The following is a 25,826-nucleotide window of genomic DNA, read 5'->3' as shown; positions in this document are numbered from 1 at the left end:
GATAAAAATGTAAGCGTAAACATTTGTTATTTAACGATCCTTTTTAAAATTTCTACGCAAAATAACCCCACATGGTGGGGTTGTCCTTGGAAACGAGGCTGTATGCATACAGATTCCTTATGATCTGATCTTGGCTGTAAACACATCAAGAATAGGTGCTACTCGTTGTGATCTCCAGTTCCCTGCTTACGGTATTCGCGAGGAGACAATCCTGTCGCCTGTTTGAATACGGTTGTGAAATAGCTTGAGTTATCGAAGCCTGTCTGTTCTGCTATATCCGCCATGCTCTGCCGGGTGCTGTGCAGCAGCAGCTTCGCCTTCTCGATCCGGCGTTTGCTGACATACTGGCTGAAGCCCTGTCCGGTCTCCTTTTTGAACAAATGGCTCAAGTAGTTTGGCGTCACATGCACATGAACAGCAGCGGCCTGCAGCGTGCAGCTTCCGGCGTAATTCATCTCAATATACCGAATGACACGTGTGATCACATGATCCTGCTGTTCCCGGGTCAGGCGCATTATCATATCCATCCACTCTTCACTCTTCGAGCGTGCCCATGCAATGACTTCGGGCACGGTATGAATCCACAGCAGCGGATCTGAGCCAAATGCGTCCAGCCCCCCAGACTCCTGTGGCTGAAGCTGCTGTGCGAGCATGTCCGTCAAGACTTTCATGAGCAGATTGATCTCGGATTTGCATTGTGGCAGTGGCATCCTGGCGGCTTCTTCCAGTAGATCCTCCACCCAAATGACCATCTTCTCGAATTGCTGGTGGAGCAGCATTGAAGCCAGTTCTTCGCGCCTTCTCTCGGTGCGGTCCCCCTGGATGTATTGTTCCCTGATTCGGATGTCTGACTGTTTCTGGCGATACCTTTCATGTGCCTTGCGCAGCACTTTACATGCTTCATCGAGGGAGAACGGCTTGAGCAAAAATTCAATGGCTCCGTAGCGGATGGCACGCTGTGCATATTCAAATTCACGATACCCTGTCAAAATGATAATCATAATATCCCGCCCGCTGTCATGTATGCGTTCAGCCAAGTCCAGACCATCCATAACAGGCATGTTAATATCCGTAATAATCAGATCAGGCGTACAGCTGTGCACCGCCTGAATCGCTTCTTCTCCATCAGCAGCTTCCCCCACAACTTCCCATCCGAGAGGGTTGTTCCGAACCAGATGAATTAGCCCCTGACGGAATAACGCTTCGTCATCGACCACAAGCATACGTCCATTCACAGCACCTGCTCCTCTCTATCATCCGAATTTCCTGGCATGATTCCTACTCCGCTCTGATATGGTAAACGAAGGCGTACAAGCGTCCCTTCTCCCACAACAGACTCGATCTGTACGCCATAAGGCTCCCCGTGAATCAGCTCGATTCTACGGAGTACACTTCGGATGCCGATATGCTGACGTTCCTCCTCCGCATGCGGAACTGGCTTCATCATTCGTTCAATGACCGGTGCATCCATGCCGCAGCCGTTATCTACGATTTCAATAATGAGCATGTCCGTTTCCATCTCCATCTCATGCCCTAGTTGCTGTATACCACGGATCTGCAAACGGCGATTGTCCCTCTTGTCTGAGAAGGCATGTACAAACACATTCTCGACGATAGGCTGGAGCAGCAATCGGATCACCTGACAGCGGAGTAACTCCGCAGGAATAGAAATATCAATGGATAATGCTTCCTGATATCTGGCCTGTTGGATCTGCAGATAATGATCGATTTGCGTCATCTCATCCTGGAGAGTCGTTAATCGCTGCACGGGTTCCAGTGTATATTGCAGCATTTCAGAGAGGGCTGTAACGAGACGAGCGGATTTCTCATCGCCCAACATATAAAACTTCCAGAAAAACATGCTTAGTGTGTTATATAGAAAATGAGGGTTCAACTGCGCCTGAATGGCTTTGAGCTCGGCTTCCTTCTCACTGAGTTCCCGCTCGTACACTTCATGAATGAGCGTATCGATTCGGGAAGCCATCGCATTGAACCGTTCCCCGATGAAGCCCAGCTCATCCCGCGTCTCAATTCGGACCCTTGTATCGAACTGGCCATCGCGCACTCTTTTCATCGCATTGACCAGACTAGCCAGCGGACGCAGCAATCTGCCGCTAATGATAGTGATGATGAACCAGGAGCATAGTACGCTGGCTGCGGCAGAGAACACGGCGACTTGCAGGATGAGCTTCCCCTTGTTCTGAATCTGTGCGAGCGATACCTTGCTCACCAGTGTGAAGCGTGCCTTATCCGAGGTTTGTTTGGTATATAAGTGAGTTGATCCCTGCTCGTCCCTAATCTCGGTGGCCCCCAGGTTTAGCTGTGCAAGCGGCGGCGGGTCTGTATCCTGATTATGAAACGCATATAGCAGCTGCCCTTCCGCATCAAACAGATCAACGGCAACTTCCTCGTTCAATCGCAGGTCCTTGAGATACGACTCAAACAGCGAGGTGTTAAACAGGATCAACATCACTCCGTACGTTTCCAGATCAACCGAGCGCATTAATCGTCCAGCCAAAATCCAATTGGACTGCTCTTCCTGCAGGAAAGCATCCGCACCCAGACGATTCCATACATATTCGCCGCCCGTCCCTTCCAGCTTATGAACCATCTCGGCCAAATAGGAAGGATTCATCTGCTGAAACGAGCCGGCAAAGGCGCCCAGATTAAATATATTTCCCTTCAGATCATAAATGCGAAGTCCCATGATCTCCGGTGCATCCAGCCTTACCTGATACAGCTGGTCATCCAGTTCATCCTCAAGCTTCATCTGATCATAGGAAGAGATGCCTGCAGCTTGTGCCTTAATGGCATTTTTCACGGAAGGATTCAGCGTGATGTAATCTGTGACTTTGTACATGTCGTTGACCCGCGAATCCAGCCGTGCCAGAACCTGTTCTGCTGTAAGACTATACTGACGACTGACTTCTTCGTTAAAAAGGGCAATATGGATGTGATATGTGATCAGCCCTGTAATTCCCGAGATGAATACCGTTGCTGCCGACAAAAACAAGATTAATTTCGTTCTGAATTTAAAGCGTTTACAAAAGTTATCCCACCATATTCTGTACACGCACCTCACCCTTATCCCGTCCCCTTCTTATGCTTAAAAACATATCACACCCCTGTTCAAAAAAACAGAAAAACCCTGACCTGTCTGCAATGGTCAAAGTTTATCAGTTCACCATATATCAGTGCACCTACAATCGGTGTAGCTCCTTCTGCAGATACTCCCGGCGCTCTACCACATAAGTACGAATCTTCTCAGGTTCACCATAAAAAACATTAATAGGCCATTTCATGTAGGGGTCCTGCTCCACAGCTTCACGGATCTGACCATGCAGTCGATATACCACGGGCATAATCCGTTTCTCGGTGAAAACGTTCATCAGATGCTGCTGCATCATTCTCTTGTACTGCTGGCGGAAAAGGCGGAAGGCAAGCAGCCGTCCAGTCAGCTTGTTATATCCCTGAATTCGTACGAGGTTAGGATCTACTCTCGCACCATAGCAGTTTCTTCCCCAAGTCCCCTCATAATCCCAGGGCAGGATACCATACCTCCGAGTCTTGATCTTCTCATACCATGTGTAATTCTGATGGAATCCATCGAAGTTGCCTGTAAGTACAGCTCCACTCAGCCATCGCAAATAGTTATCCGTATCCATTCTCGTCTGCAAAAAGCGAAGCAGATCCAGCTTCGACTTCGTATTCAGCTGCTGGATAAAGATACGGAGCCTCGTGCGGTCCTCGTCCTTGCCGCGAATCAGTGTGTATCCGGATAGTAGATCCGTGTTTGTTTCGGTCGAATCCGAATTTAGTGCAAATCCCGCATGATCGTTCACCGCATAGAAGATGCTTCGAACAGGCATTTTTCGTTGCCGAAAAAAGAACGATTTAACTCCCTCAATACGCAAATAGACACCCTTCAGCTGTCCGTTTAGATACAGTATGCAGTGCTGCGTCGACGGAGCCGGAACACGAAGGGATTCGAAAAAACGGAACGAGAGTGCATTGCGCAGCAGTGAGGGATCATCGTACTCAGCATTGAAATGGAATGTTCTGCTGGACGTTCGAATTTCAAAAGACTTTTTGACATACCCACGTGTGTGCCCTCCCCGGTATCGAATTCGGATGGGAAGCTGTTTGCCGTCCATCTGCATCGTTCCGTTCACAAACGTATCTGACCAGATATTGGATGTTAACTGTTGATACTCGTTATCGGACACCGTGATGTGGTAGACAGGTAGAGCCATTTCCATCCGCCTTTCGAAGACCCCTGAGATTGCCCGTAGGCTGTTACACCATCCTATGCAGGAGCACAGCGAGCCGTAAGGGCAGATACACAGTTCCATTCATAGCACCAACAAGCCAACCTTCCGGGATGCGGAATAATCGTGCCATTAATCTATGATTACCATCATCTTCTCATAGATTATAGCCAAAATAGTATAGAAATGGTTGTCTGGCTAGTCCCTCTCAAAAGCATGTTTCATATGATTAAACTACAGACAGACACGAATGACGAATGCAAGGGATCAACAAAACATCCGCCATTTATGTCCATCTGAACTTATATCACGGAAGGGGCACAACACAATGTCTATGAACGGTCAAGGTATGAGAGGTTTGCTCGGAAGAGAGATCAAGATTAACCGGGGTGGCCCAGATTCCGTAACGGGCACGCTGATGGACGTACGGTGGGACTATATGGCGATGAGCTGCAAGGAAGGCATCGTCTATGTCAATGAGACTCATGTCAAAAGCATAACAGACACAGGCCGTTCCGGCGGTAACAGAACTGCAGCCTTAGGGAACCCAATTCCATCCAATACGTTTCTCGGGGTTATGCAGGCACTCCGCTTCCGGCGTGTTCAGATCAACCGGGGAGGACCTGAAAAAGTCGAAGGTATCCTGGCCGATGCCAATCAGAACCAATTAATTTTGGCTTTGAAAAATCAGGAGATCGTTCGTATTCCCCTGCAGCATGTGAAATCGGTATCCATTGTACGCGGTAGTAACAACAACAACAACAACAATAGCAATAACTCTAACAACAGCAACAATAATGGTAATAACACAAGCCAAGGAAACCAAGCTGCTCAAGGCAATCGTTCTCAAGGGAATCAGGCTGCTCAAGGCAACCAATCCCAGGGTAATCAAGCCGCTCAAGGCAACCAGTCCCGTGGCAATCGCTCCCAAGGCGCGCAACAAGGCGCTCAAGGCAATCAATCACGCGGTAACCGTTCACAAGGAGCTCAAGGTAACCGTTCGCGCGGCAACCAAGGCAACCAATCCAAAGGAAACAAATCTGGCGGGAATAAATCCGGTGGCAACAAGTCCGGCGGTAAAAAGAGATCATAATCGTTATCTGACAGCTTAGGTTATCAACCAGTTTAAAGGGGGGAATAATCATGTTGATATTCGTTGCCGTTGTCTTAATCGGTGTGCCTTTATACTGGGTTGTTGTGCCTGGAAGGCCCGCTCCAACCCACGAACATTCGATTCAATCTCCACCAGGACTTCTCCCCCTGGGAGGTGAATCACAGTAAATGCCTGATTACCAGTTGTGGTTAACCTTCGGGGTGTTTATCATCACTGTCATCTTCCTGATGTGGCGACCTGGCGGATTGAATGAATCCATTCCTACTTCGCTTGGCGCCCTTCTTCTTGTTATAACTGGCGTGAGCAGCTTCGCTCATATCGTTGGCATCTTCGGGATAGTTTCCGGCGCAGCCGTAACCATTCTCTCGACCATTGTCATGTCCATCATTCTCGAGAGCATCGGTTTTTTTCGCTGGATCGCCATCAATATGATTGAAAAGGCACGAGGCTCTGGCTTCCGATTATTCTGGCTGATTCTATTACTCTGTTTTCTCATGACAGTCTTCTTCAACAACGACGGCAGTATACTGATTACAACTCCGATCATTCTCCGGATCTGTTCCATCCTTCGCCTGAAAGTGCATCAGCAATTACCTTACCTGATCTCAGGTGCACTCATCGCTACAGCTTCCAGTGCCCCGATTGGACTTAGTAATCTCGCCAATCTCATCGCCTTGCAAATGGTCGGGTTGAACCTAAACACCTATACCCAGATGATGTTTGTGCCATCGATGCTGGGGATCATGGTGATGACCATACTGCTGTTCTATTATTTTCGCAAAAGTATTCCCAAGGTTATTCATCACTACCCCATGTCCATGCAATCCACATCCGGTTCCGCGTATCATCCGCTGCAAACAGGGGATCAGGAGGCACAACCAAATAATAGCGATAAAAACGTAGACTGGTGGTTGTTCCGTGTCTGTATCGGGATTGTTGTATTCATTCGTGCAGGATACTTTCTCGCTGAGCAGTGGGGCATTCGTATGGAGGTTGTCGCAATCACCGGTGTTGTCCTGATGCTGGCTGTGCGTTGGTATCGCACCCGGACTGGACTTAAGGATGTAGTTACCCAAACGCCTTGGCACATTCTGCTCTTCGCCTTCAGCATTTATATTATCGTGGATAGTCTTCACCGGGCGGGAATGACGGCTGTCATCGTTCAGTGGATGAAGCCCATGGTAGAAGGTGGTGACGCCAGTCTCATTGCCGTATCGGGTCTAATGCTCACTCTATTATCCAATCTGCTCAACAACCTGCCTTCCGTCATGATTGGTACATTCGCAGTAACCGATCTTCAATTAGGTGATACCCAGCTGCATCTGGCTTACCTTGCCAACATTCTGGGAAGTGATATTGGAGCCTTGCTGACACCCATAGGTACGTTAGCAACCTTGATCTGGATGTATATTTTAAAGACCCACCATGTTCGAGTCTCTTGGAAACAGTATATGAAAGTAACCTTCATAGTGATACCAATTAGTCTAATTGTCAGCCTATTATCCCTATATATTTGGACGTCTATTCTATATTGAGAGGAGGTATACTGTGAAATTCCCAACAATGTGGCTTGGAAAATCCATCGAATTGGAACTATCCGGCTGTAAACTTCCTATTCAGGGTGAGATTATTGATATGGGTCAGGACCTGATTGTCGTTTACGGAGATCAACGCTTTACCTATGTACCTCTTCATCACCTTCAATCCATGCACATGACCAAAGGGGGCGATGCCAGTTTCACTTCCAGCGTGCCTGCGCCTGATCCCGAGATGGATCACAACAATATATCGTATCGCAAAATATTAATGAATGCTCGTGGCAGATTCAGTGAAATTTCGATAGGCGGGCGTACGCTGCATGGTTATATTACGAACATTATGAACGATTACTTCATCTTCTTCTCTCCGCTGCATCATTCGGTCTACGTCTCCATCAATCATCTGAAATATATCATTCCTTCTCCAACAAACAGCACGCCCTATTCCCTAAGCCAGCAGCACTTCCCCATTCAGCCTGCGTCCATGCCTCTTTCACGGACAATGGAGCAACAGCTTCAGAAAATGGTTGGTGAACTTGTCATCCTGAATCTTGGTGACAAGCCATATCGGGCTGGATTGCTGAAGGCCGCAGACAATAAGCTGATTGAACTGGTAGAGGCAGAAGGTCAGACCTTAATTATGCATACCGATCATATTCAAACCATTCATCTGCCTTGAATATAGGAAATGACCGAAAAAGGTCCATCCGCTTATCGGATGGACCTTTCATTTATGTTGGCAGGTTATTGGGACCCATCCGTGAATGGACAAGCCATGCTTCTACTTTCCGTATGTCTGCTCCATACGCTCTTCCTCATTCGTAGACAGCAATATGTTAAGCAGCCCCATCGCATTATTGGCATCCGTTCTTGCCTTCTTGTACATCTCGGCAAACGCTGCCTCATCCTGCTCGGGGTCCATTGCTGCCAGCTCCCCCCATGACTTGCGGGCCTTGTCGTAGAGTTCGCTTAACGTAATGTCATATGGATGCTGTGCAACCGGAGCCATGGATTCGAATTTCGCGGTTACTCTGAAGAAATCCATGGAGTCCTGAAACGATTGACTGCTATAATCCTTGTTATTCATCGCATCCTCGGTAATCAGCAGACCTTCACGTGAAATAAACAGCGTCTTGACCATGGCCCGTTCCAGGTTCGTAGCTTCATCCCAAGTGATGTAGGTCACGTCAGGTGCCTGCACAGTTGTAAAGAAAGGAAAGGCGTCATCAATCAAACGCTGTGTATTGGCATGAATCGGAACCTCTGCATTCATATCCACGACAGCATCGCTGTAATTGGCAACGTTAATATTCTTGGAACCTTCCTCACTAACCCGGCGAACCGGATGGTCGTCCAGCGGAATACGGATATAGCCAAGCTTGTCAGCATATTGATCCTGCAGTTCTTTCAAAGTCTCCGTAGCATCTGAGGCTGGTTCAGCTGCGTTACCCTCACTATCCTCTGCCACCGTATCGGCACCTGACTGCTCTGTGCTGCTGCTTGCTGTCGCTTCAACACCTGCCTCCTGGGCAGGTTCTGGGCTGGCGGCTTCCTTGGCTCCGCCGCCGCATGCGGTTAGAACAGCAGCCAAGCTGAAGATCGTGGTAAACATCCGAATCGTTTGAGTCCATCTCATGATATAATCTTCCCCTTATCTTATGTATGCATCTAAACTACATTAACCATAGCATGTAAGATTGAATTCATAATGCCCATATGATCTATCTTCGGATAACATGCCGTATTCACAGGTAAGTATTGGTCTACATTCTAACATAAGTTAAATTCTGGGTGTATACGACGATGTACCTGTCTCCTTGAGCTGTCATGACTGGGTGCCCCCGACAAAAGTACAAAAAAACACTGTCATCCCGAAGGACAACAGTGTCTGCAAGAAACCTATTTATAAGCTATTTAATACCCTTAGCCTTCTCGATATGTTCCGCCCGAGTCTGAGGCTCTGTGCAATTAGCTGACGTCAGCAAGGAATAAATCGCCTGAATATCCTGCTCTTTAAACAACGTTTCAGGCACTTCTGTTTCAAGCCTTTCCGTTTTGCGCAGAATGGTTTCAACCAATTCATGATCATATATCACCAGTTCATCGGAATTCACATACCGCACCGCAGGATCGACACTGATCCGGCAGCGATTGGTGAAGGTCACCATGGAAATCATGCGGATCCGCTTATAATCTCCAAGGTGTGCATGAACCGCCTCAACATGGCCCCGATGCTGCATCAGAGGATTATACATCTTGATCCGACTGGTACTGACTGTCCAGTTGGCTTCTCTGCGACCACCCCGAATTTCGCCTGTTGTCAGGTTACGGGTTTCGATGACGAAGATTCCCCTTGGACCAATAACCACATGATCAATCTGTGAATAGCCTGAACGCGATTTGGGGTTGGCAACGAGCAGGTCATTCAGGACTTTATATTGTCCCGGGAGACTATGCAGCCGTTCTGCTGTGGTCGGTTCTTCCGGCTCGCTGATCCAGGCTGATTCGTGCTTGGATTTTGATTTGGATTTGCGCCTGCTTCGCATCATTCTTGCAGGTGCGGGGCCGGTATCCGGCATCGCCGGAGCCGAAGCCGTAATTGAACTCGCAAGCTCTGGCTGTGTCTTGAACAGAGACAGGATTTTTTTGAACATGGGCAAGCTCCGTTCTAAATATAGTGTGAGTTACAGGTGATCGGTTACGACAATTGAACAACATAACAACATCTTGGGACTTCCATTATGTAAACTTCTATTACTTATGTCGGATGAAGACGGGTAAAAATAAAGGTCATCAGGCCTAATTCCCTTGCACAAATCAAAGTATACGTAAATATTTAACCAATATTGTGACTTTAGACACATGCGATCCATTGGGAATTCTAAAAAAACAGCGTATCCCTTTCCACTTAAGAAAAAGAACACGCTGCCGCTTACCACAAACGCTATTTATGCTTGAAGATAGTACGTATAGAGCACCTGCGTGCCCTTCTCATCCAGACCGTTTCTGGATATTTCCTGGTAGAGGGATTCAGCCAGTGCCAACCCTGGCGTCTGCATGCCCATGGCCTTGGCCGATTCGAGGGCAATTCCCATGTCTTTGATAAAATGCTTCACATAGAATCCAGGCTCGAAATCGCCTGCGATCATGCGCGGACCGAGATTGCTAAGTGACCAGCTTCCGGCTGCTCCGGTAGCAATGCTCTTCAACACGTTCTCCGCGTCAAGCCCTGAACTCTTGGCATAGGCGAGTGCTTCGCATACGCCCATCATGCCGGATGCAATGGCAATCTGGTTGCACATTTTGGTATGCTGACCGGAACCGGCCTTGCCCTGCAATACAATGTTGGTGCCCATACACTCGAACAGCGGCCGTACCGCTTCGAATGCTTCCGAGGTACCACCAACCATGATGGACAACTTGCCATCCCGTGCGCCAATATCTCCACCCGATACGGGTGCATCCAAGGCATGCAGCCCCTTGGCTTCCGCTGCCTCGAAGATGCGAGCAGCCAGCATGGGACTGGATGTTGTCATATCAATCAGGGTTGAACCCGGTTTGGCATTGGCCACAAGACCGTCCTCGCCAAGATAAATCTCCTCTACATCCTTCGGATACCCTACCATCGTGATGATGACATCACACTCAGCCGCAAGTTTGCCTGGTGTATCGTGCCAAACGGCCCCTTCATTCACCAATGCTTCCGCTTTGGCAGCTGTGCGGGTATACACATGCAGCGGGTAGCCCGCTTTCTGGATGTGACCTGCCATGCTTTTCCCCATAACGCCTGTACCGATAAAGCCAACTTTCGTCTCTCCAGGTGCCTTCGTCGTATTTGTCATCGTAGGTTTCCTCCTTGTTTCTCTATCGTTTGGTGAGGTGCTTGTCTTGGATCGCTATATCTGTATGTTATAGCTTTCGCACGCCGCCGTCTATCATTTACATGAAATCTAGCGGACCGATATTCGATATTGATTGGGCGACATCTGAACAAAGCGCTGAAAAGCCCTGTTCAGGTTGCGTTCCGAATATCCCACTTGTTCGGCAATTTCCGTGATGGTGCAATCCGTTTCCTTCAACAATTGCTTCGCTTTTTGCACCTTCAGATTCATCAGGTATTCGATAAAGGACACTCCCATTTCCTTCTTGAAGAGCCTGCTTAGATAGGAAGGACTGACATTCACGAGTTCTGCACAATCCGATAGTGATTGCATTCCTTCGGGATGGCTGCTCAGATGCTCGCAGACCCGCTGAACAATCAGGCGGGATGAATTGGTACGAAGATCCTGGCTGGCCTCAATGCATCGAGGAAACAGCACACCGATAAACCAGTCATGCATCTCCTTCGATGTCTGATTTTCCTGCAGCTGATCGAACAAATTGCTGCCTAGTCGTTCAAGCATGCCGGGACCCTTCGTCTCCATGAATTGAATAATGGCCGACAGCAGCATGTGATACCCCTGAATCATGACCGTATAGGATTCGGATGCACGCACTTTCTTGGAGAACCGATGGAGGGCATCCTCCGCATGCGTAAGCGTTCCGTTCCATAAGGATTCAAGAATCTCCCCTTCCATCTCCCGTGGATACATGAAGACCGGATTACGCTGGGTGGCCAGAATATCTTCATAGAACAGAACATTCTCGGCATCATCAAATAGTCGATACTGCAGGGCGAGCTGCGCTTCCCGAAAGGATTCTGCAATCCCATGAAGTTGACCCGGACGTCCTACGCCCACTGTCGCCGAGAAAGACAGATACTGATCCAGGGCGCGATGAATCTCCTCTGCATAGCTGCATACCCTGTCCCTTGCTTCACAGGGAGAAATCTCCGAATCAAAGTGCAGGATCGCGACAGAATCACTATCATTTTTGTCCACAACATATCCGGTCAGATCGTTTTTTTGGCTGAGCAGTTCATCCATGACATTTCTCAGGGCAAATACAATGACGGGGCCTTCACTGGGTAAAAACCGTTTCTTCTTGACCAGATTTTCCACTTTCACGACCAGCACCAAAAATTGTCCCTCCGTCCGGAACTCATGTCTGGCACATTCTTCTTCCAGTCTGCTGCTGGTCCACAAACCGCTAGATTGCAGTAATTTCTGCAGAAAACGATCGCGGAGATCTGGCTGTATGCCCTCTATATACCGATTCAAGGTTTCGGTCTGTTCATTGAGATAGCTGAGCGAAGACCGAATATATTCGATTTCATTCCCTTGCGGAGCTGTTTCCTGCCCGTTCCTGCGCAAGTGTTCTCCATACCGCAGCAGCTGCTGAATAGGGTTGTAGGCCAGCCGTGAGCTGAACCAGGTGAGCAGCATACCGACCAACACAAAGATGGACACCGAGATCAGGATGAGCACCTTGATCCAATTCAACTGGGCAATCATCTCCTGCTCAGGGAGCTGGGATATATAGGTCCTTCCCATGGATGCCGAGGCATATGCCACAAGTTCATTCCCATCCTCGCTCTTCAGTACCTCATGGCCGGAACGTTCTCTGCCTTCTGCATATGCAATCTGCTGCAGCACATCGTACTCCGATGCCCTTTTGCCTATCTCTCCAGGGCCGTCCGTGTGCAAAATAATACGCTGATCTGCATTAAGAATGGCGAGGGATTGATCTTTCAGACTGACGGAATAGCTGCGCAGCAAACTCCGCAGCTCCTGTTCCTTCACTTGGAGAATGACCACTCCCCGCGGTTCTCCCTGGCCCATGACGGGCACTTGCCTAACATAGGAAATATAACCCGCTTCTCCGGATTGAGGGAGATAACTCCAACCTGCAGCTGCTTGGCCTTCCAGAGCAGTCTCCATATCCTGCTTCTCCTTGTAATCCGCCAGCGGGACCAATCCGTAATAGTGGGACAGAACCATATCTGTTTTGGCATCATAATAAATCATTTCTTCAATTAAGTTATTGGTGTTTTTGTGGAGCTGAAACAGATCGAGCAGATCAAGATGGAGAAAGTAATCGCTCTCATAATGAGCACTGCCTAATGCATTTCGCATCAACGGGCCACTCGCGAGCTGCATGGATTCATGCTCAATATTGGTCAGAATATTCTCCACCCTGTCTTTGAGCAAGTTCAATGAGGCCATATTGTTATCCTGGAATTGTTCAGTCAGTTTGATCATCGAGAAATGATAGTACGCGCTTCCGGCAAGCACCACCGGGATGACCACCGACATGCAGCCCAACCAGATCAGTCTTTTCAGATAACCATTCGTTGCGAACCAGCGGTCAAGCGCTGATTGGATGGTATGCATTGCCCGCCTCATGGAATCACCCCCGTATGCTGCCTTAGCTCGTTTTCGCATGCCTCTGTTCGGGTTCATTATATCAAGAGAGGTACCCGGATACACTCCCAAACGTCCAGCGTAGGAACGCAAATTTTGATTTTATCTCCAAGCCGTTCTGTCTTCAGCTGCGTCCCTGCGATTAACGCTTCAGCTTCTGCAGGAGTATCCTCCCCTGAACGAACTGTGATCTCAATACCATGTATGGGGAGTACAGATGACAGCGGCCTGCGGCCTGCCCCGTTCACTAGATGAATCAACAAGTCGTTATCCTTGCGGAAAACAGTCAGCTGTAAACCTGGCGCTTCCGTGATCGATACCAGAGCTTTATTGTTCAGCTGCAAATGAACGGCATTGGAAAACAACCGGAAATGTTCCTCTAATTTGAATTCCTGTATGAGACCGCTAAGCGAAAACGGGAAATATAAGGTCCGCCCTGTGCCAAAGGTTCGCAACAGCGCCAGCGGAAGATCCGTTTGTTTAACAGCCAGCGAGGCCCGTTCCGGAGGAGCCCCTACACTTTCCAACGGAGAGAACGGAGGGACTAACGTTGCCAATACCTGCACATCCGCATCCTTGGGCTGACAGTACATCACCTTGCCTCGATGCGGTATGAGTTCCGTTTCCTCCAGCTTCCTCTGCAGTGGATTCCCTTCATTGTCTATGCTAGATATCTGTTCAAACCGCAGATAGGATGCAACCAAATACTCGCTCTCCTGCATTTCCCCGGAAATACCAAACAGGTCCAATAGCATCGAATCGGTCTCATTTTCAACGTTCGACAGCACTCCCTCTGCGATAAGGCTGCCTCCCTGACTCACATAATCGCGAAGCAAATCTGTAAAATTGGATGAATGTGCAAATCCTTCAGGCAAAATAACGACCGGATAGTGGTTCAGGTTCACGCTGGCCACCTGTTCAGGCAGAATCACATCGAATGGAATGTGCTTATGGATGAGTGCCTCCGCCAAGCCTTCTGCTGAACGATTGGCACTCCACATGAGCGCTACCTGGTTCACTGGTTGTGCGCCGTCCATATGGGAAGCAATCTTCGCTGTATCCCTGTTGACCTCTGTAACGGTTCGCAAAATTCGCTTATCCATGATCGTATCCGGGATTCCGGTTAATGAATGCCAGAGCTGACCGCCATTGGCCGGGATCTGCGAGAGCCAGAAGCGGTATTCGGCAGGCGGAAGCCCGGTATGTCGCCAGTCCATGCCGGGGCAAGAATGTACGATGCCGAAGGGGTCAGGGCGACCCGGAACGGAACGCCCCACCTTGATACTGAGTGCAGGCTGCCAGAACTCCGGGATACGGGTGTGACCCAGCGACAACACATCCTGCGGTTCAGTACAGAGCATGTCGGTGATGGATACCCGTTTCTCCAGATTATCCCGATGCAGATTGTAGTACAGGATCATCGGCACATCGGACCGAACAGCCTTAATCTCCTGATACATCCGGCCCAGATTATCATCGAAGCAGCGAGCCGCAAAATCAGACGCCATCTCTGCTGAAGTACTCGGCAGCTCTGTTCCATATATCCCCTTGTATTTCTTCTGACAATTGGAGCATTGGCAAAATACATATCCGGGTGCGTTGAAGAAGACACCATCAATCTCATACCGTTCCAGTGCTTCCCGGATTACAGGAACCGCCAGTTCTTCGTTGCGGTAGCCCCCGTTAATGCAGGTCGACATCAACAGAGGCCAGGCCCCCGGCCTAGTGGCACCGATAATATCGGGCTGCCCCCCTTCCTTGCGGACAAACCACTGGGGCTTCTGCAAATAAACGGAGTCCTCTGCCTTGCTGAAATCGAAGCGGGCAATGAAGCGAATCCCCCGCTGATGACAGCTCTGGATCATATCCCGCAGCAGATCACTGCCGCGGGGCAAGTATTCATTTTGAACATGAAATGCGACACTGGAGCGGTACCAGGCATAGATTCCACCCATATTAAACACCATGGCATTGGCACCCATCTCGAGCATTTGGTTCGCAAGCCGTTCGGGATCAATCTTATCGGTATCCTTCACCTGCATGTTAGGTTGAATGATGCGCAGCGGCTGCTGCCACCAGGGATGTTGTTCCTTATCACTCAGTATGGAAGTCTTCATCGCTTCTCCTTTACCTCGTTATTGTTGATTAAATTGCTCATAAGCTTTGGCCATTTCCTGATAAGCCTGCTTAATGTCCGGCTGGCTGTTCAACTTGTCAACATAGGCTCTGAACTCTTCTACACTGATCTGCCCTACAATCGTTCGGGTCATCATAGAACTGTATTCGTCTCCATATTTGGGCCATGTCTCTCTCCAGGCCTCTGAGGTAATCACCCGGTAGAAGTCGATCTTCCCAATTTCGTCGAAATTCTCGACTTCCTTGATTTTGGCGTCATTATAGGCTTTGTCTCCGGAAGCACTAATCACTTTGCCCCACTTGGCATAGGCAAGTACCCCTGCCCCTTTGCTGGTTGTGTTCACTTCCTTAACGCCTTGCTCCGTCAGCACTTTCTGACCATCCTGTTCCGTATAGTGCGTACCCTCGATGCCATAGTAGGCAAAGTCCGTCATCTCCTGGGAAGCGGTCATATCAAAATACTTCAGGAGCTGCTTCACCTTCTCTTCAGGCACCTTCTTGGAAATGTAGAATCCACCCGCGACTCCGGTCTCCAGACCGACCGCTGCATCTCCATGAGGACCTGTCAGAGACAAGTTCAGAATTTTGGCGTCAGGCTGCCCTGATTTTTTCATAGCCTGCTCCCACTCATGATCCCACCAGATTGGACGTCCGTAAGAAGCCGCCCGGTTGGTCTTGAATAGTTCTTCGGCCTGACTCTCCTTCATGACTGCATATTCCTTGGACAACAGCCCATCGGCGTACAATTCCCGGAACCACTCGACCATCTCCACATATTGCGGTGTCAAACCAGGGCTCATTAGCCCGCCATCGTTATCATAGGTTGGGTTATATGCCCCGAATCCGGCTTGGAACATGGCAGGTGGATTGTTGACGAATAACAGGCCGACTGTGTCCTTCTTGCCGTTGCCATCCATATCACTGTCCACGATTTTCTTCAGGGTTTCTCTATATTCTTCGAACGTCTTGGGAATCGGCAGATTCAGCTGTTTCAGCCAATCTTCCCGAATTTTCAGTCCACCATCAACCCGGGAACGGGAGCGTGGTACGGCATAAATGCCTCCATCCACCGACAGGTATTTGAGCGCATCCGGCGCCAGATTCTCCTTCAGGTTCGGATATTCGCTGAGATCTCCTAGGAATGGAGTCAGATCCCAGAACGCACCGTTCTTGATCGCGGTAATCAGCGTGGGGCGAATCTGGTTCTGATAGGCCACTACTTCTGGCAGATCACCGGAAGCGAGCAGCAAATCCAGCTTCGTATCCAGATCGCCTGAAGGCACCCATTCAATATCGAGTTTGGCATTGGTGCGCTTCTCCCATTCGGTCCAGTATTCGTTGTCCATATCGGGAATCTCATTGTACAATCCGGCAAACATCTTGATGTCCAGCGGCTGATCTCCACCTGACTCTCCGCTCTTCGAGCTGCCTGCTGTCTCACCTGAACCACTGTTCCCCGTACACGCCGCCAGCATGGTTACTGCCAGAATCATGCAGAGCCATGTCGTCCATCGTTTATTTCCCTTGTTCATTCGATCCATCTCCCTTATCGCCAGAAATATGGTAAGCGTTTGCATTTATACATAAGGCACGATTCTATCTCAGCAGCGTTCAACCTTTGACGGAGCCAATCATGACACCTTTGGCAAAATGCTTCTGCAAAAATGGATACACGATCAGGATCGGCACCATGGCGAGTACAATCGACGCCATTCGAATCGTCTCCTGCGGCACGACACTTTCATCACTTGCCCCGGCCTGAGCTACGGCGACGGAATTCGAATCGATAACCAGCGTCTTGATGAGCAGCTGCAGCGTCCATTTGCTTGAATCGGATAAATAGATCAATGCATTGAAATATGCATTCCAGTGTCCTACCGCGAAAAATAGTGTAAACGTGGCGATCGCTGGCATGGATAACGGTACTATAATCCGGAAAAATGCCGTGAGATCACTGCATCCATCGATCTGTGCCGCGTCCTCCAGCTCCGAAGGAAGCGATTCCAGAAAGCTTTTGATCACAATCAGGCTCCAGGCATTCGTCAGTCCAGGCAAAATCATGGACCAATAGGAGTTCAGCAGTCCCAGCTCCTTCACGAGCAAGTAATTCGGGATAATTCCGGCACTGAACACCAGTGTGAAAATAACCAATCCCATAATCCACTTATGCCCGGGCAGAGAGCGTTTGGTTAACCCATAAGCCATGGTGAAGGATACAATAATATTCAGTATGGTGCCTACAACCGTAATAAACAACGTGCTTTTAAACGCATTGATAAAACTGTTAGTTGATAAAATATACCGGTAGGATTCCAGCGACCACTTCTCCGGGAACAGATAAAACTTGAGCGGCACATACACCTTCGGATCGGTAAACGAAACGCTGAAGACATATAAGAACGGGAATATACATGCCAGCGAGATCAAAGCAACCAGACTGTAATTGATCCAGTCGAAGAGCGTAAGCCCTTTTTTCCGCACAACAAAGCTCATAACCTATCCTCCTTTCTGACAGACAACCAACACTAGGGAATTAATAGATGCCTTCATGTCCAAGTTTTCTTACAATTTTGTTGGCCGCCACAATCAGGAACAATCCGACCAGTCCCTTGAACAGCCCCACAGTAACCCCAATGCTGATCTTGCCTTGCAATATCCCGTACGTATAGGAATACGTATCAAATACCTCTCCAACCGAACGAACGAGCGGATTCATCATCAGCAAAATTTGTTCGAATCCCGTATCGGCCATGCTGCCGAGGCGCAGGATCAGCAAAATGATAATGGTCGGCCGGATGGCAGGCAGCGTAATATGCCAGATTTGCCGAAACCGTCCGGCTCCGTCGACGACAGCAGCCTCATATCGCTGAGGGTCCACTCCCGCCATGGCCGCGAGGAAAATGATCGTTCCCCAGCCGGCTTCCTTCCACATGCTCTGAGCTGTAAGCAGCCCCCAGAAATAGTTCGGTTCCGATAGAAACGAAATCGTATCTTTGCCGCTCTGTGCAATCAGCTTGTTTACAATGCCGACGTCCGTCGAGAGCAGAAAAAACGTCATACTGGCAACGACGACCCATGAGAGAAAGTGCGGTAAGTACACAATCGACTGGTTGATGCGTTTAAACGTCTCATGCCGAATTTCATTCAACATGAGAGCCAGCAGAATCGGCAGCGGGAAATGGAATACCAGTGCGATCAGATTAATGGCGAGCGTATTTCGCAGCATGATGTAGAAGTTGGAGCTGGCAAACAGCTCATTAAAATGCTTGAATCCCACCCATTCACTTCCCGTAAACCCGAGGAACGGATTGTAATCCTGAAAAGCCAGCAGCAGTCCCCAGAGAGGCACAATCTTGAACAGCAGGAAATACAGCAGCCCCGGCAAAATAAGCAAATAGATCATTCGGTGTTTGTACATGCGAGACAGAAGGCTGCCCGATTGCAGCTTGCCCGCGGCACGGTTCACCGTCGTTATCTGAGGTTTCATTCGGTTAACGACACCTCTTTCTTCGGGACATGTTCCATCTCAAGTACAATGGCTTCATACCGCTTCAGTTCGGTAATGGTTAATCTGACTTTGTTCCCTTCGATATTCATGGGAATGTTATTCGACGAACATAATGAGTACGCTTGAACAGGTACTCCTATATCGCAAAACTCAATCGTGCGGTTATATAGCGGTATCGCTTCCAGATATGTCGTTCCGTTAAAACCGGACAAGTTCAGGAGCTGGAGAAGTACATCTCCTTGTTCCGTCCGATTCAGAAATAGCTCCGTGCTGGCAGGCAGATCATTCTTTAACACGTTCTCCCCGATCAGCCGGGCCAGAATATCCACCACGGCATGCTTGTGATCTTCAAAACCGTGCCTGTAATACAGAACACCCGGATTCCACGTGTAATAGGCTGCTGTACCGCCGGTTGGCGGATTGGAGATTCCCAGCCCGTAACTGTCCCCCACCCGGTGTCCATACGCCCGTTCAGGCGGACCGAATGATGCAGGTTCAATATACGGCATGCAGCATTCGGTATTCGATGGGTCAAATTCTACGTGATCAAAATTACCGCTAACCGTGATCCACTCCCGGGCCTTCAGACTGGGAAAACGCTCTTCATCTCCCACGTGAAGATAGGCAGAGGGAAGCAAGTTGGTATTCCCTGTATGCACGGCTCCGAACCAGTCTGATAATGCTTCTGAATCCTCTCTTAAGGCATTTCCAGTAGCAAGCAGCGCTGCGCCTTGGCTGAGCAATTTGCTCAACGTTTCCTTGGTATCGATGTGAGGCCTTTGCAAACCAGGCAGGATGACTGCTTTCACTGCGGCCAGCTTATGTGCCATGGCGGTAATCTGATCTTCGACGATGACATCGAACAGGACATGGGCTTCTTTTAACATTTTGAACAGACCCAAATATTCAGTCCCTGCCTCTGGTGCCTTTGGTTTAATCAAAATGACTTCAGCCATGGAAGCAAGACCTCCATAGATATGTTCATGCGCTGCATGATACCGAAAAATGTCCCGGGCTGCTTCAAAATTCTTCCGATCCGGATATCCCTCGAACGCTCCTATAATACAGAAATCAAGTCCGGAGCCGCTGGCAATGTTCTGATATAACCTTACTTCCGTCTCATAGGGAGACACTCCCGTGAATCGATAGGTCAAATCTATGGCATTGATACTGCAATTGCTGACCAGTTTATCGTCCCAACTGCTCACTACGGAGGCCACATTCTCTGAGGCGGAATACTGCCATAAAGGCAAGCTTCGGGTTAGCGATGTATTCGATTCCTTGCGAATGATGTCAACCCGGTGCGGGTGGTAGGTGCTTATGGCCACATCCGGCCAACGGGATTTTACCCGGTCTGCAATGTTCTCCAGGATCGCCCTGGATGTAATCTCCTGAAAATGAAGATACGCTCTATGCAGTTCATGCTCCGGCCCCGTGTAGTTCAGCAGTTCAGCCCCGCAGATCTCCTGAAAACGACGCCTGCAGTTGTCGCAATAACAAGGTCCATAATGGTTGCCGCTGTAATCCCAATGCTGGTATCCAAACATATTGAAGAAAATGCCGTCCACCGGATACTTCTCAAGCACCTCCGTAATCGTCTCGATCGACTTTTCCTGCTGATACGCCCCATTCAGACACGTATGCACGATTCCATAATAGTTCACTTCCTGTCCGTTACGGTCACGATAAAACCATTCCGGATGTGCCTCAAAGAGCGATTCATGCGCCTTGCTGAAATCGAAGCGGGCAATAAACTTCATTCCTTGCTCATGGGTCTTCGATACAGCTTCTTGCAGTAAATCGGTATGAAGATAAGGTGTGACATATTGATGCTCCAGTGCAGAAGGGTAAAAGGCGAAGATTCCTCCCGCATTCATCATCAGCACATTAGCTTGGAACTCCTGCAGCTCCTGGATCAGCAGGTCCACATTCATATCCGCATCAATCTCGCGGAGATTATTTTGAATCAGGCGAAGACGGTTTGAAGACCACCATTTCATTCGCATCATCCTCCTCTTGTCTGCGATGTACCTTAACGGTATACCTTGAGTAGCAGGCACAGTAGGGACATATTTTGCAGATAAAGAACATGAAATTTATGTCCGTTCTATTGGGGAAGATGTGCAGTACTATGGCAAATGCTTCGGAAAAGGGGACAAAAATTGTCCGACCGTTATGCAATGGAACGTTTTGCTTCAAAAAGAAGATTAGAGGAATCGAATCACCATATGCTGTACAAGCTAACGGAAACTTCCTCGTACGGAAAGGAGGATTTCCATGAGCCGTGAAAAGGGAGAAATCACGATATGGCTTTCCTTTTCCATCATCTTGCTCAGCGCCGGACTGGTATGCCATGTTCTATCCATTCCGGCCATTCTCGATCAGGCCGGTAGAGACGGCTGGCTATCTGTAGTAGCTGCTGCGCCTTTCTTCATGCTTTTTCTATGTATGATGTTCATTATTATTCGAAGGGTAAGGGGACAGCGTCTAACCGACTGGATTACGCGGGAGTTCGGTGCGGTCTTTTCCTGGATCTTTCGTATTTCGGCCTCTCTTTTACTGCTCGCACTTGGCACACATACCTTATATGAGACAACGAACTGGACGGTATCCACGTATCTGCAATTCACACCGCCATACGTGCTCGCCGGATGCGGAGCGCTGGTTGCTGCCTGGGCGGCTGCCAAAGGGATCCGTTCCATTGCCATGACTTCGAGCATTCTGCTGCCTTTCGTGGTCCTACTCGGCTATTTTGTCATGTCAGCCAACATGAAATACAAGGACTATGGCCAGTTATTCCCGATCATGGAATATGGTGCCGGACCCGTTATGAATGGCATGATCTATTCGCTTGCAGGACTAATGGAGATCTGGATCTTGATGCTGTTTCAGCACGATGTTAAAGGCAAAATTCGTTGGTGGCATGTTCTGCTCCTTGGTCTATTTATGCTTAGTATGGCCATCGGCCCTACCCTGGGAGCCATTGTTGAATTTGGCCCGGAGGAGGCAGCCAAGCAGCGGAGCAGTCCTTATGAGCAATGGAAGCTGGTGAATATCGGGAAGCTGCTCCAGCACGTAGACTTCCTATCCATTTATCAATGGCTGAGCGGTTCTTTTGCCAGAGTAGCGATTTCCATCTACCTCATTGTAGATCTGCTGGATATTCGCAGGCCCAAAAAGCGATACATTGCTGTATTGTCCGTCACATTCATCATGTGCTTGATAGCTGTACATTGGTGGCGGATTGATTATGTTGAATATTATGTGAAACACATTCAATTTCCGGCAATGCTCATCTATGTATCCATTGTTACCGTCCTATTAACGCTGGCCGCGTTCATACACAAAAAAGACAAGGAGGCTCCTACCCATGCCGATCAAAACAACACCCAAGAAGGGCCATCAACCGGCTGAACCTTTTCGAATGAATGAGCATAACCTGACGACATTTTTTGACGGATCTGATGATGTCATCATCAGCAGCCATATGATCGGGGAGTCTCCCGTACAGATCATCCTTGTGTATTGCAGCGGCATGGTCGATAGCAAATCCATATACGATATTATTCTGCCTGAATTGACTCGTGCTTACGAGCGTACTCTCTTTCTGCGTACATCCGATATCGAGAGAGCCATCACCCTGCAGTGGACACGTATGGATTTGCAGGCTGAACTGGGGAAGGAACTGATATCCCTCCGGGTGTTTGAGGGGCATATGCTGGTCTGCATCCCTTCCCTGCAGACCATGTGGAGCATGGATATATCCAATATTCCTACCCGCACACCGGAAGAATCCACAACGGAAGTATCTATCCGCGGTCCAAGGGATGGCTTCATCGAACGAATGTCAGTGAATATCACGTTGATTCGTACACGTCTGCGTACAGCCGAATTAGCCTGCAATATCGAACTAATCGGTTCACGTACGGTGACCAAAGTCGCTCTGATGTACATCAAAGATATTGCCAACCCCGACTTAATTGACGATGTCAAGGATCGGCTGCGCAAGATTGATACGGAACGCATTATGGCAGCCAACGAGCTGGAGGAATTGTTATCGCCATCGAAGCTCACATTGTTTCCGGTAACTCATTACACGGGCAGACCCGATTTTGCAGCAGAGTGCCTGCTCAATGGTCGCTTCATTATTATCGTAGATGGCAATCCCAGTGTTATCATTGGTCCGGTGAATCTGTTTCTGCTTCTCAAATCCCCGGAGGATGCAAACTTCCCTTTCCTCCCGGTAAACATGGGCCGCATGCTCCGCTTTATCGGTCTTTTGGTGACCATATTCCTGCCCGGATTTTATATCGCCCTGACTTCCTTTCATATGGATCAGCTGCCTTTTCCACTCGTAGCCACGATCTCGGTTGGACGGATGGGTCTGCCGATGGAATCGGGTGTGGAGATGTTTCTCATTATGCTTCTGATGGAGTTGTTCCGGGAAGCAGGAGTACGTCTTCCCAGCGCTATTGGTCAAACGCTGACCGTCGTTGGTGGTTTGATTATCGGGGATTCAGCCATTCGTGCAGGCATGGTCTCCCCGCTCATGATTGTCGTCATTGCCGTCACAGTGGTCGCAGGCGCTACAATCGTAAATCAGGTGATGACCAGTTCCGTGCTGATTCTCCGTTTCTTTTGTTTTGTCCTTAGCGCATCCCTGGGTATATACGGCTTCATCCTGTCCATCATCCTGTTCCTGATCTATCTGACCGATCTGAAGTCGTTCGGCATTCCTTACCTGACCCCGCTGACTCCACTTAATTTCAAGCAGGCCATGGCATCCCTGTTCAAGCTGCCGAAGGGATGGATGAAGCGCAGACCGGTCTATCTTGAAACACAAAAGCCACGCAAAGAAGGTAACGATCGATGAAACGGCAGATGCGAAGGTGGTCGCTCGGGCTGCTTAGCCTTGCTCTGTGTCTCGTGACCAGCGGATGCTGGAGTGCCTATGAGATTCAGCAGGTCGATTATGCCAAAGCGATCGGCATTGAATACAAGGACGGTTTGTATCACATGTATGTTCAAACGATGGACTTTGCCAGTGTAGCCAAAAGCGAAAGCTCTGCCAAAACAGCGGATACCCCTCCCGTATGGGTGGGACATGCGGCTGGGAAAACATTGAATCTGGCTGTAAATGAACTGTTCCGGAGCGCTCAGCTTCATATCGCCTGGGGCCATGTGACCGCTATCGTCATGGACGAAAGCGTTCTGACAAGCAATCACATCAAGGATGTGTTCGATATGCTCGGACGCTTTCCGGAATCGCGATATACCACTTGGGTGTATGGTACTCGTGAGCCACTGGAGGATATTCTGAGTGCGACATCCATCTACAATATGTCGCCGCTGGACAGCATTCTTCATAACCCACTCCCCACATTTTTGGAGGAGTCGCTCTTTCCTCCAGTGCTTAGTTTCAAGCTGATTGCCACGCATAACAATACGTCTACGACAACGTACCTGCCAAGTATTGCCCTGAACAAGGAGCATTGGTCTCAAAACAAAAAGAAACACGAACTGTTTGTCATTGAGGGTGCTTTTTTCGAACGAACCGGAGATAATTTCGAATATTTGCCTCGCAGTAAGCTTCCGGGATACCACTGGCTGCTCAAGGATATGCGGCGCGCACCACTGATGATTGAAAATGAGGGAACCATCTATGGGGTCCTCAGTGTGGGTCTGCCCAATCTTAAGATCAAGCCTGTTGTTAAGGGGAATGAGGTTCACTTCAATATCGATGCCAAATACCTAACCGCCTTGTACGAATATCTCACCCCCATTTCCTATGATAAAATGGTCAAATATAGCGAGAAAACGTTACGGGATCAAATCTTGCAAACGTACCGTGAGGGACTGCGGCGCGGAGTCGATGTGTATGGCCTTCAGGAGAAGCTGTACCGCAAAAATCCAGGCCTGTGGCGTAAGCTATCCAATAATGGCTCGAAGATGATTCTGACCGAAGACTCCATTCAGAACCTGAACATCAAGATCACCATTCCCTATACGGGAAAATTCCAGAGGAGAGTATAGCAAAGGTGAAACAGTAAGCCCCCTTGTTTGGTCGAAACCGGACAAGGGGGCTTACTTGGTGTTAGGTTTGGATCGTTTTCAGGTAGGCGAAGGAAGATGAGAAAGAGTTTTATGAACTGCTTTTCCGTATACTCCATTCCATTAGCCACCCAATCAATATAGACAACGATAGCCCAAACAGCAGGATGGGAAAATTGTAATAAAGAGTATTCGTGTATTGGTTCAACCAGCCAAAACGGTACACCGCCGAGCTCGGATCATTCGTGAAACCACCTAGCTGTGTTCTCAGGTTTTCAATCATGTGCAGCTCCAAAAAGACAGACAACACACACAGCAGAACAGCAGCCAGGGGCACTATGACATGCACTTTCTCGTCCCAGCGCTGATGCTGATCATATAGCCACCATTTGGACAGTGACATCGTCCAGATACACAGGATCAGCAATGTCAGAAGGGACGGAAACAGGATGAGTATCCCCGGGTTACCATTGCCGGAGATTCCTCTGCCGGCTTCATGCTGAAATGTTAAGCCATGTACGGCAAAGATCATAAGTATATTCCAGAGCAGAAAGATGAAGTAGGGTTTGTTTATTCTTTTTACATGATTCAAGAACATTCCTCCTAATCTTCGTTCTCCTGCGATGAGTAGATCACTTGGCCTCCATTGTCCAACCCCTGTATCTCGAGCTGTATCCCCGTTGTCGGCTGCTGAATTATGGCGTACCATAACCTCTCTGGCTCTTGCTCAATCAATCCGGATGCTAAGCCATCAGCAGTGGTATTCTGATATAAAACCAGATGAGTTCGTGAATCTATGGGGGTTACAACCATTACCTGGTCTGAATGAATGTCATTCTCGCTTAGCATGGAATCGATGTCCTATGGAGCGCATGAACGGATCAAAAGCAGGAGCCCTGCGAGTACCAA

21 protein-coding genes are annotated in these 25,826 nt (G+C 48.9%); 7 read left to right on the top strand and 14 right to left on the bottom strand.

Annotated elements, in window-relative coordinates; genetic code table 11:
• Positions 1 to 158: 158 nt before the first annotated feature.
• From MH144_RS17385 to MH144_RS17375, 3 genes are all read right to left on the bottom strand, one after another.
• Positions 159 to 1,235 (bottom strand): response regulator transcription factor, encoded by a 1,077-nt coding sequence (locus MH144_RS17385; RefSeq protein ID WP_239302532.1) that lies wholly within the window; start codon positions 1,233 to 1,235, stop codon positions 159 to 161.
• On the bottom strand, positions 1,232 to 3,007 hold the full coding sequence (locus MH144_RS17380) for a cache domain-containing sensor histidine kinase (RefSeq protein ID WP_239302530.1): 1,776 nt from the start codon (positions 3,005 to 3,007) through the stop codon (positions 1,232 to 1,234). Before MH144_RS17380 ends, MH144_RS17385 begins: the two co-directional genes overlap by 4 nt.
• 193 nt (positions 3,008 to 3,200) lie before the next feature.
• Entirely contained in the window at positions 3,201 to 4,253 is a 1,053-nt protein-coding gene (locus MH144_RS17375; protein WP_239302521.1) for a CotH kinase family protein, read from the bottom strand.
• A gap of 343 nt (positions 4,254 to 4,596) precedes the next feature.
• Between MH144_RS17375 and MH144_RS17370 the strand changes: the two genes are divergently transcribed.
• Genes MH144_RS17370 through MH144_RS17355 form a run of 4 tightly spaced genes read left to right on the top strand, consistent with a single transcriptional unit; the run spans position 4,597 to position 7,599 of the window.
• Positions 4,597 to 5,361, top strand: coding sequence for a hypothetical protein (locus MH144_RS17370; protein WP_239302519.1), 765 nt, complete (start codon positions 4,597 to 4,599; stop codon positions 5,359 to 5,361).
• 50 nt (positions 5,362 to 5,411) lie between these two features.
• The gene (locus MH144_RS17365) at positions 5,412 to 5,549 is read left to right on the top strand and encodes a hypothetical protein (RefSeq protein ID WP_193723223.1); all 138 of its coding nucleotides are present in this window, start codon (positions 5,412 to 5,414) and stop codon (positions 5,547 to 5,549) included.
• Positions 5,550 to 6,917 carry an arsenic transporter gene (locus MH144_RS17360; protein ID WP_239302517.1) on the top strand — a complete coding sequence of 456 codons (1,368 nt, stop codon included), beginning with the start codon at positions 5,550 to 5,552 and terminating at the stop codon, positions 6,915 to 6,917.
• Positions 6,918 to 6,930: 13 nt separating this feature from the next.
• On the top strand, positions 6,931 to 7,599 hold the full coding sequence (locus tag MH144_RS17355; protein ID WP_239302515.1) for a DUF2642 domain-containing protein: 669 nt from the start codon (positions 6,931 to 6,933) through the stop codon (positions 7,597 to 7,599).
• A gap of 102 nt (positions 7,600 to 7,701) precedes the next feature.
• Here the strand turns inward: MH144_RS17355 and MH144_RS17350 are convergent, their stop codons facing one another.
• The 9 genes from MH144_RS17350 to MH144_RS17310 form a co-directional block, all read right to left on the bottom strand.
• Complete coding sequence (locus MH144_RS17350) at positions 7,702 to 8,556, bottom strand: hypothetical protein (RefSeq protein ID WP_239302513.1); 855 nt, start codon at positions 8,554 to 8,556, stop codon at positions 7,702 to 7,704.
• Positions 8,557 to 8,830: 274 nt separating this feature from the next.
• Entirely contained in the window at positions 8,831 to 9,574 is a 744-nt protein-coding gene (locus MH144_RS17345; protein ID WP_239302512.1) for a nuclease-related domain-containing protein, read from the bottom strand.
• 294 nt (positions 9,575 to 9,868) lie between these two features.
• Complete coding sequence (locus MH144_RS17340; protein WP_239302510.1) at positions 9,869 to 10,762, bottom strand: NAD(P)-dependent oxidoreductase; 894 nt, start codon at positions 10,760 to 10,762, stop codon at positions 9,869 to 9,871.
• A gap of 108 nt (positions 10,763 to 10,870) precedes the next feature.
• Positions 10,871 to 13,204: a helix-turn-helix domain-containing protein gene (locus tag MH144_RS17335; protein ID WP_239302508.1), complete on the bottom strand. Its 2,334-nt coding sequence runs from the start codon at positions 13,202 to 13,204 to the stop codon at positions 10,871 to 10,873.
• 56 nt (positions 13,205 to 13,260) lie between these two features.
• Positions 13,261 to 15,339 (bottom strand): alpha-amylase family protein, encoded by a 2,079-nt coding sequence (locus MH144_RS17330; RefSeq protein ID WP_239302498.1) that lies wholly within the window; start codon positions 15,337 to 15,339, stop codon positions 13,261 to 13,263.
• A gap of 18 nt (positions 15,340 to 15,357) precedes the next feature.
• Positions 15,358 to 16,890 carry an extracellular solute-binding protein gene (locus tag MH144_RS17325; RefSeq protein ID WP_239302497.1) on the bottom strand — a complete coding sequence of 511 codons (1,533 nt, stop codon included), beginning with the start codon at positions 16,888 to 16,890 and terminating at the stop codon, positions 15,358 to 15,360.
• A gap of 79 nt (positions 16,891 to 16,969) precedes the next feature.
• Positions 16,970 to 17,851, bottom strand: coding sequence for a carbohydrate ABC transporter permease (locus MH144_RS17320; RefSeq protein WP_239302496.1), 882 nt, complete (start codon positions 17,849 to 17,851; stop codon positions 16,970 to 16,972).
• 40 nt (positions 17,852 to 17,891) lie between these two features.
• The gene (locus MH144_RS17315; RefSeq protein WP_239302495.1) at positions 17,892 to 18,845 is read right to left on the bottom strand and encodes an ABC transporter permease; all 954 of its coding nucleotides are present in this window, start codon (positions 18,843 to 18,845) and stop codon (positions 17,892 to 17,894) included.
• Complete coding sequence (locus tag MH144_RS17310) at positions 18,842 to 20,866, bottom strand: alpha-amylase family protein (protein ID WP_239302494.1); 2,025 nt, start codon at positions 20,864 to 20,866, stop codon at positions 18,842 to 18,844. The genes MH144_RS17315 and MH144_RS17310 overlap by 4 nt, the downstream gene beginning before the upstream one ends.
• Positions 20,867 to 21,143: 277 nt before the next feature.
• On the opposite strand from MH144_RS17310, the gene MH144_RS17305 reads away from it, so the two are divergent.
• The 3 genes from MH144_RS17305 to MH144_RS17295 are packed head-to-tail and all read left to right on the top strand — an operon-like array spanning position 21,144 to position 24,899.
• Positions 21,144 to 22,280 (top strand): GerAB/ArcD/ProY family transporter, encoded by a 1,137-nt coding sequence (locus MH144_RS17305; RefSeq protein WP_239302493.1) that lies wholly within the window; start codon positions 21,144 to 21,146, stop codon positions 22,278 to 22,280.
• Positions 22,237 to 23,739 (top strand): spore germination protein, encoded by a 1,503-nt coding sequence (locus MH144_RS17300; protein WP_239302492.1) that lies wholly within the window; start codon positions 22,237 to 22,239, stop codon positions 23,737 to 23,739. The genes MH144_RS17305 and MH144_RS17300 overlap by 44 nt, the downstream gene beginning before the upstream one ends.
• Complete coding sequence (locus MH144_RS17295) at positions 23,736 to 24,899, top strand: Ger(x)C family spore germination protein (RefSeq protein ID WP_239302491.1); 1,164 nt, start codon at positions 23,736 to 23,738, stop codon at positions 24,897 to 24,899. The genes MH144_RS17300 and MH144_RS17295 overlap by 4 nt, the downstream gene beginning before the upstream one ends.
• A 109-nt stretch (positions 24,900 to 25,008) precedes the next feature.
• On the opposite strand, the gene MH144_RS17290 is transcribed toward MH144_RS17295, so the two are convergent.
• On the bottom strand, positions 25,009 to 25,509 hold the full coding sequence (locus MH144_RS17290; RefSeq protein WP_239302490.1) for a hypothetical protein: 501 nt from the start codon (positions 25,507 to 25,509) through the stop codon (positions 25,009 to 25,011).
• A gap of 11 nt (positions 25,510 to 25,520) precedes the next feature.
• Positions 25,521 to 25,766, bottom strand: a complete 246-nt coding sequence (locus MH144_RS17285; RefSeq protein WP_239302489.1) for a hypothetical protein — start codon at positions 25,764 to 25,766, stop codon at positions 25,521 to 25,523.
• Positions 25,767 to 25,826 lie beyond the last annotated feature (60 nt).

The sequence above is a fragment of the Paenibacillus sp. ACRRY genome (assembly GCF_022346995.1).
Taxonomy (GTDB): domain Bacteria; phylum Bacillota; class Bacilli; order Paenibacillales; family Paenibacillaceae; genus Paenibacillus.
Note: the sequence above shows the minus strand (reverse complement) of the source record. Positions and strands in the feature narration are given on the sequence as shown.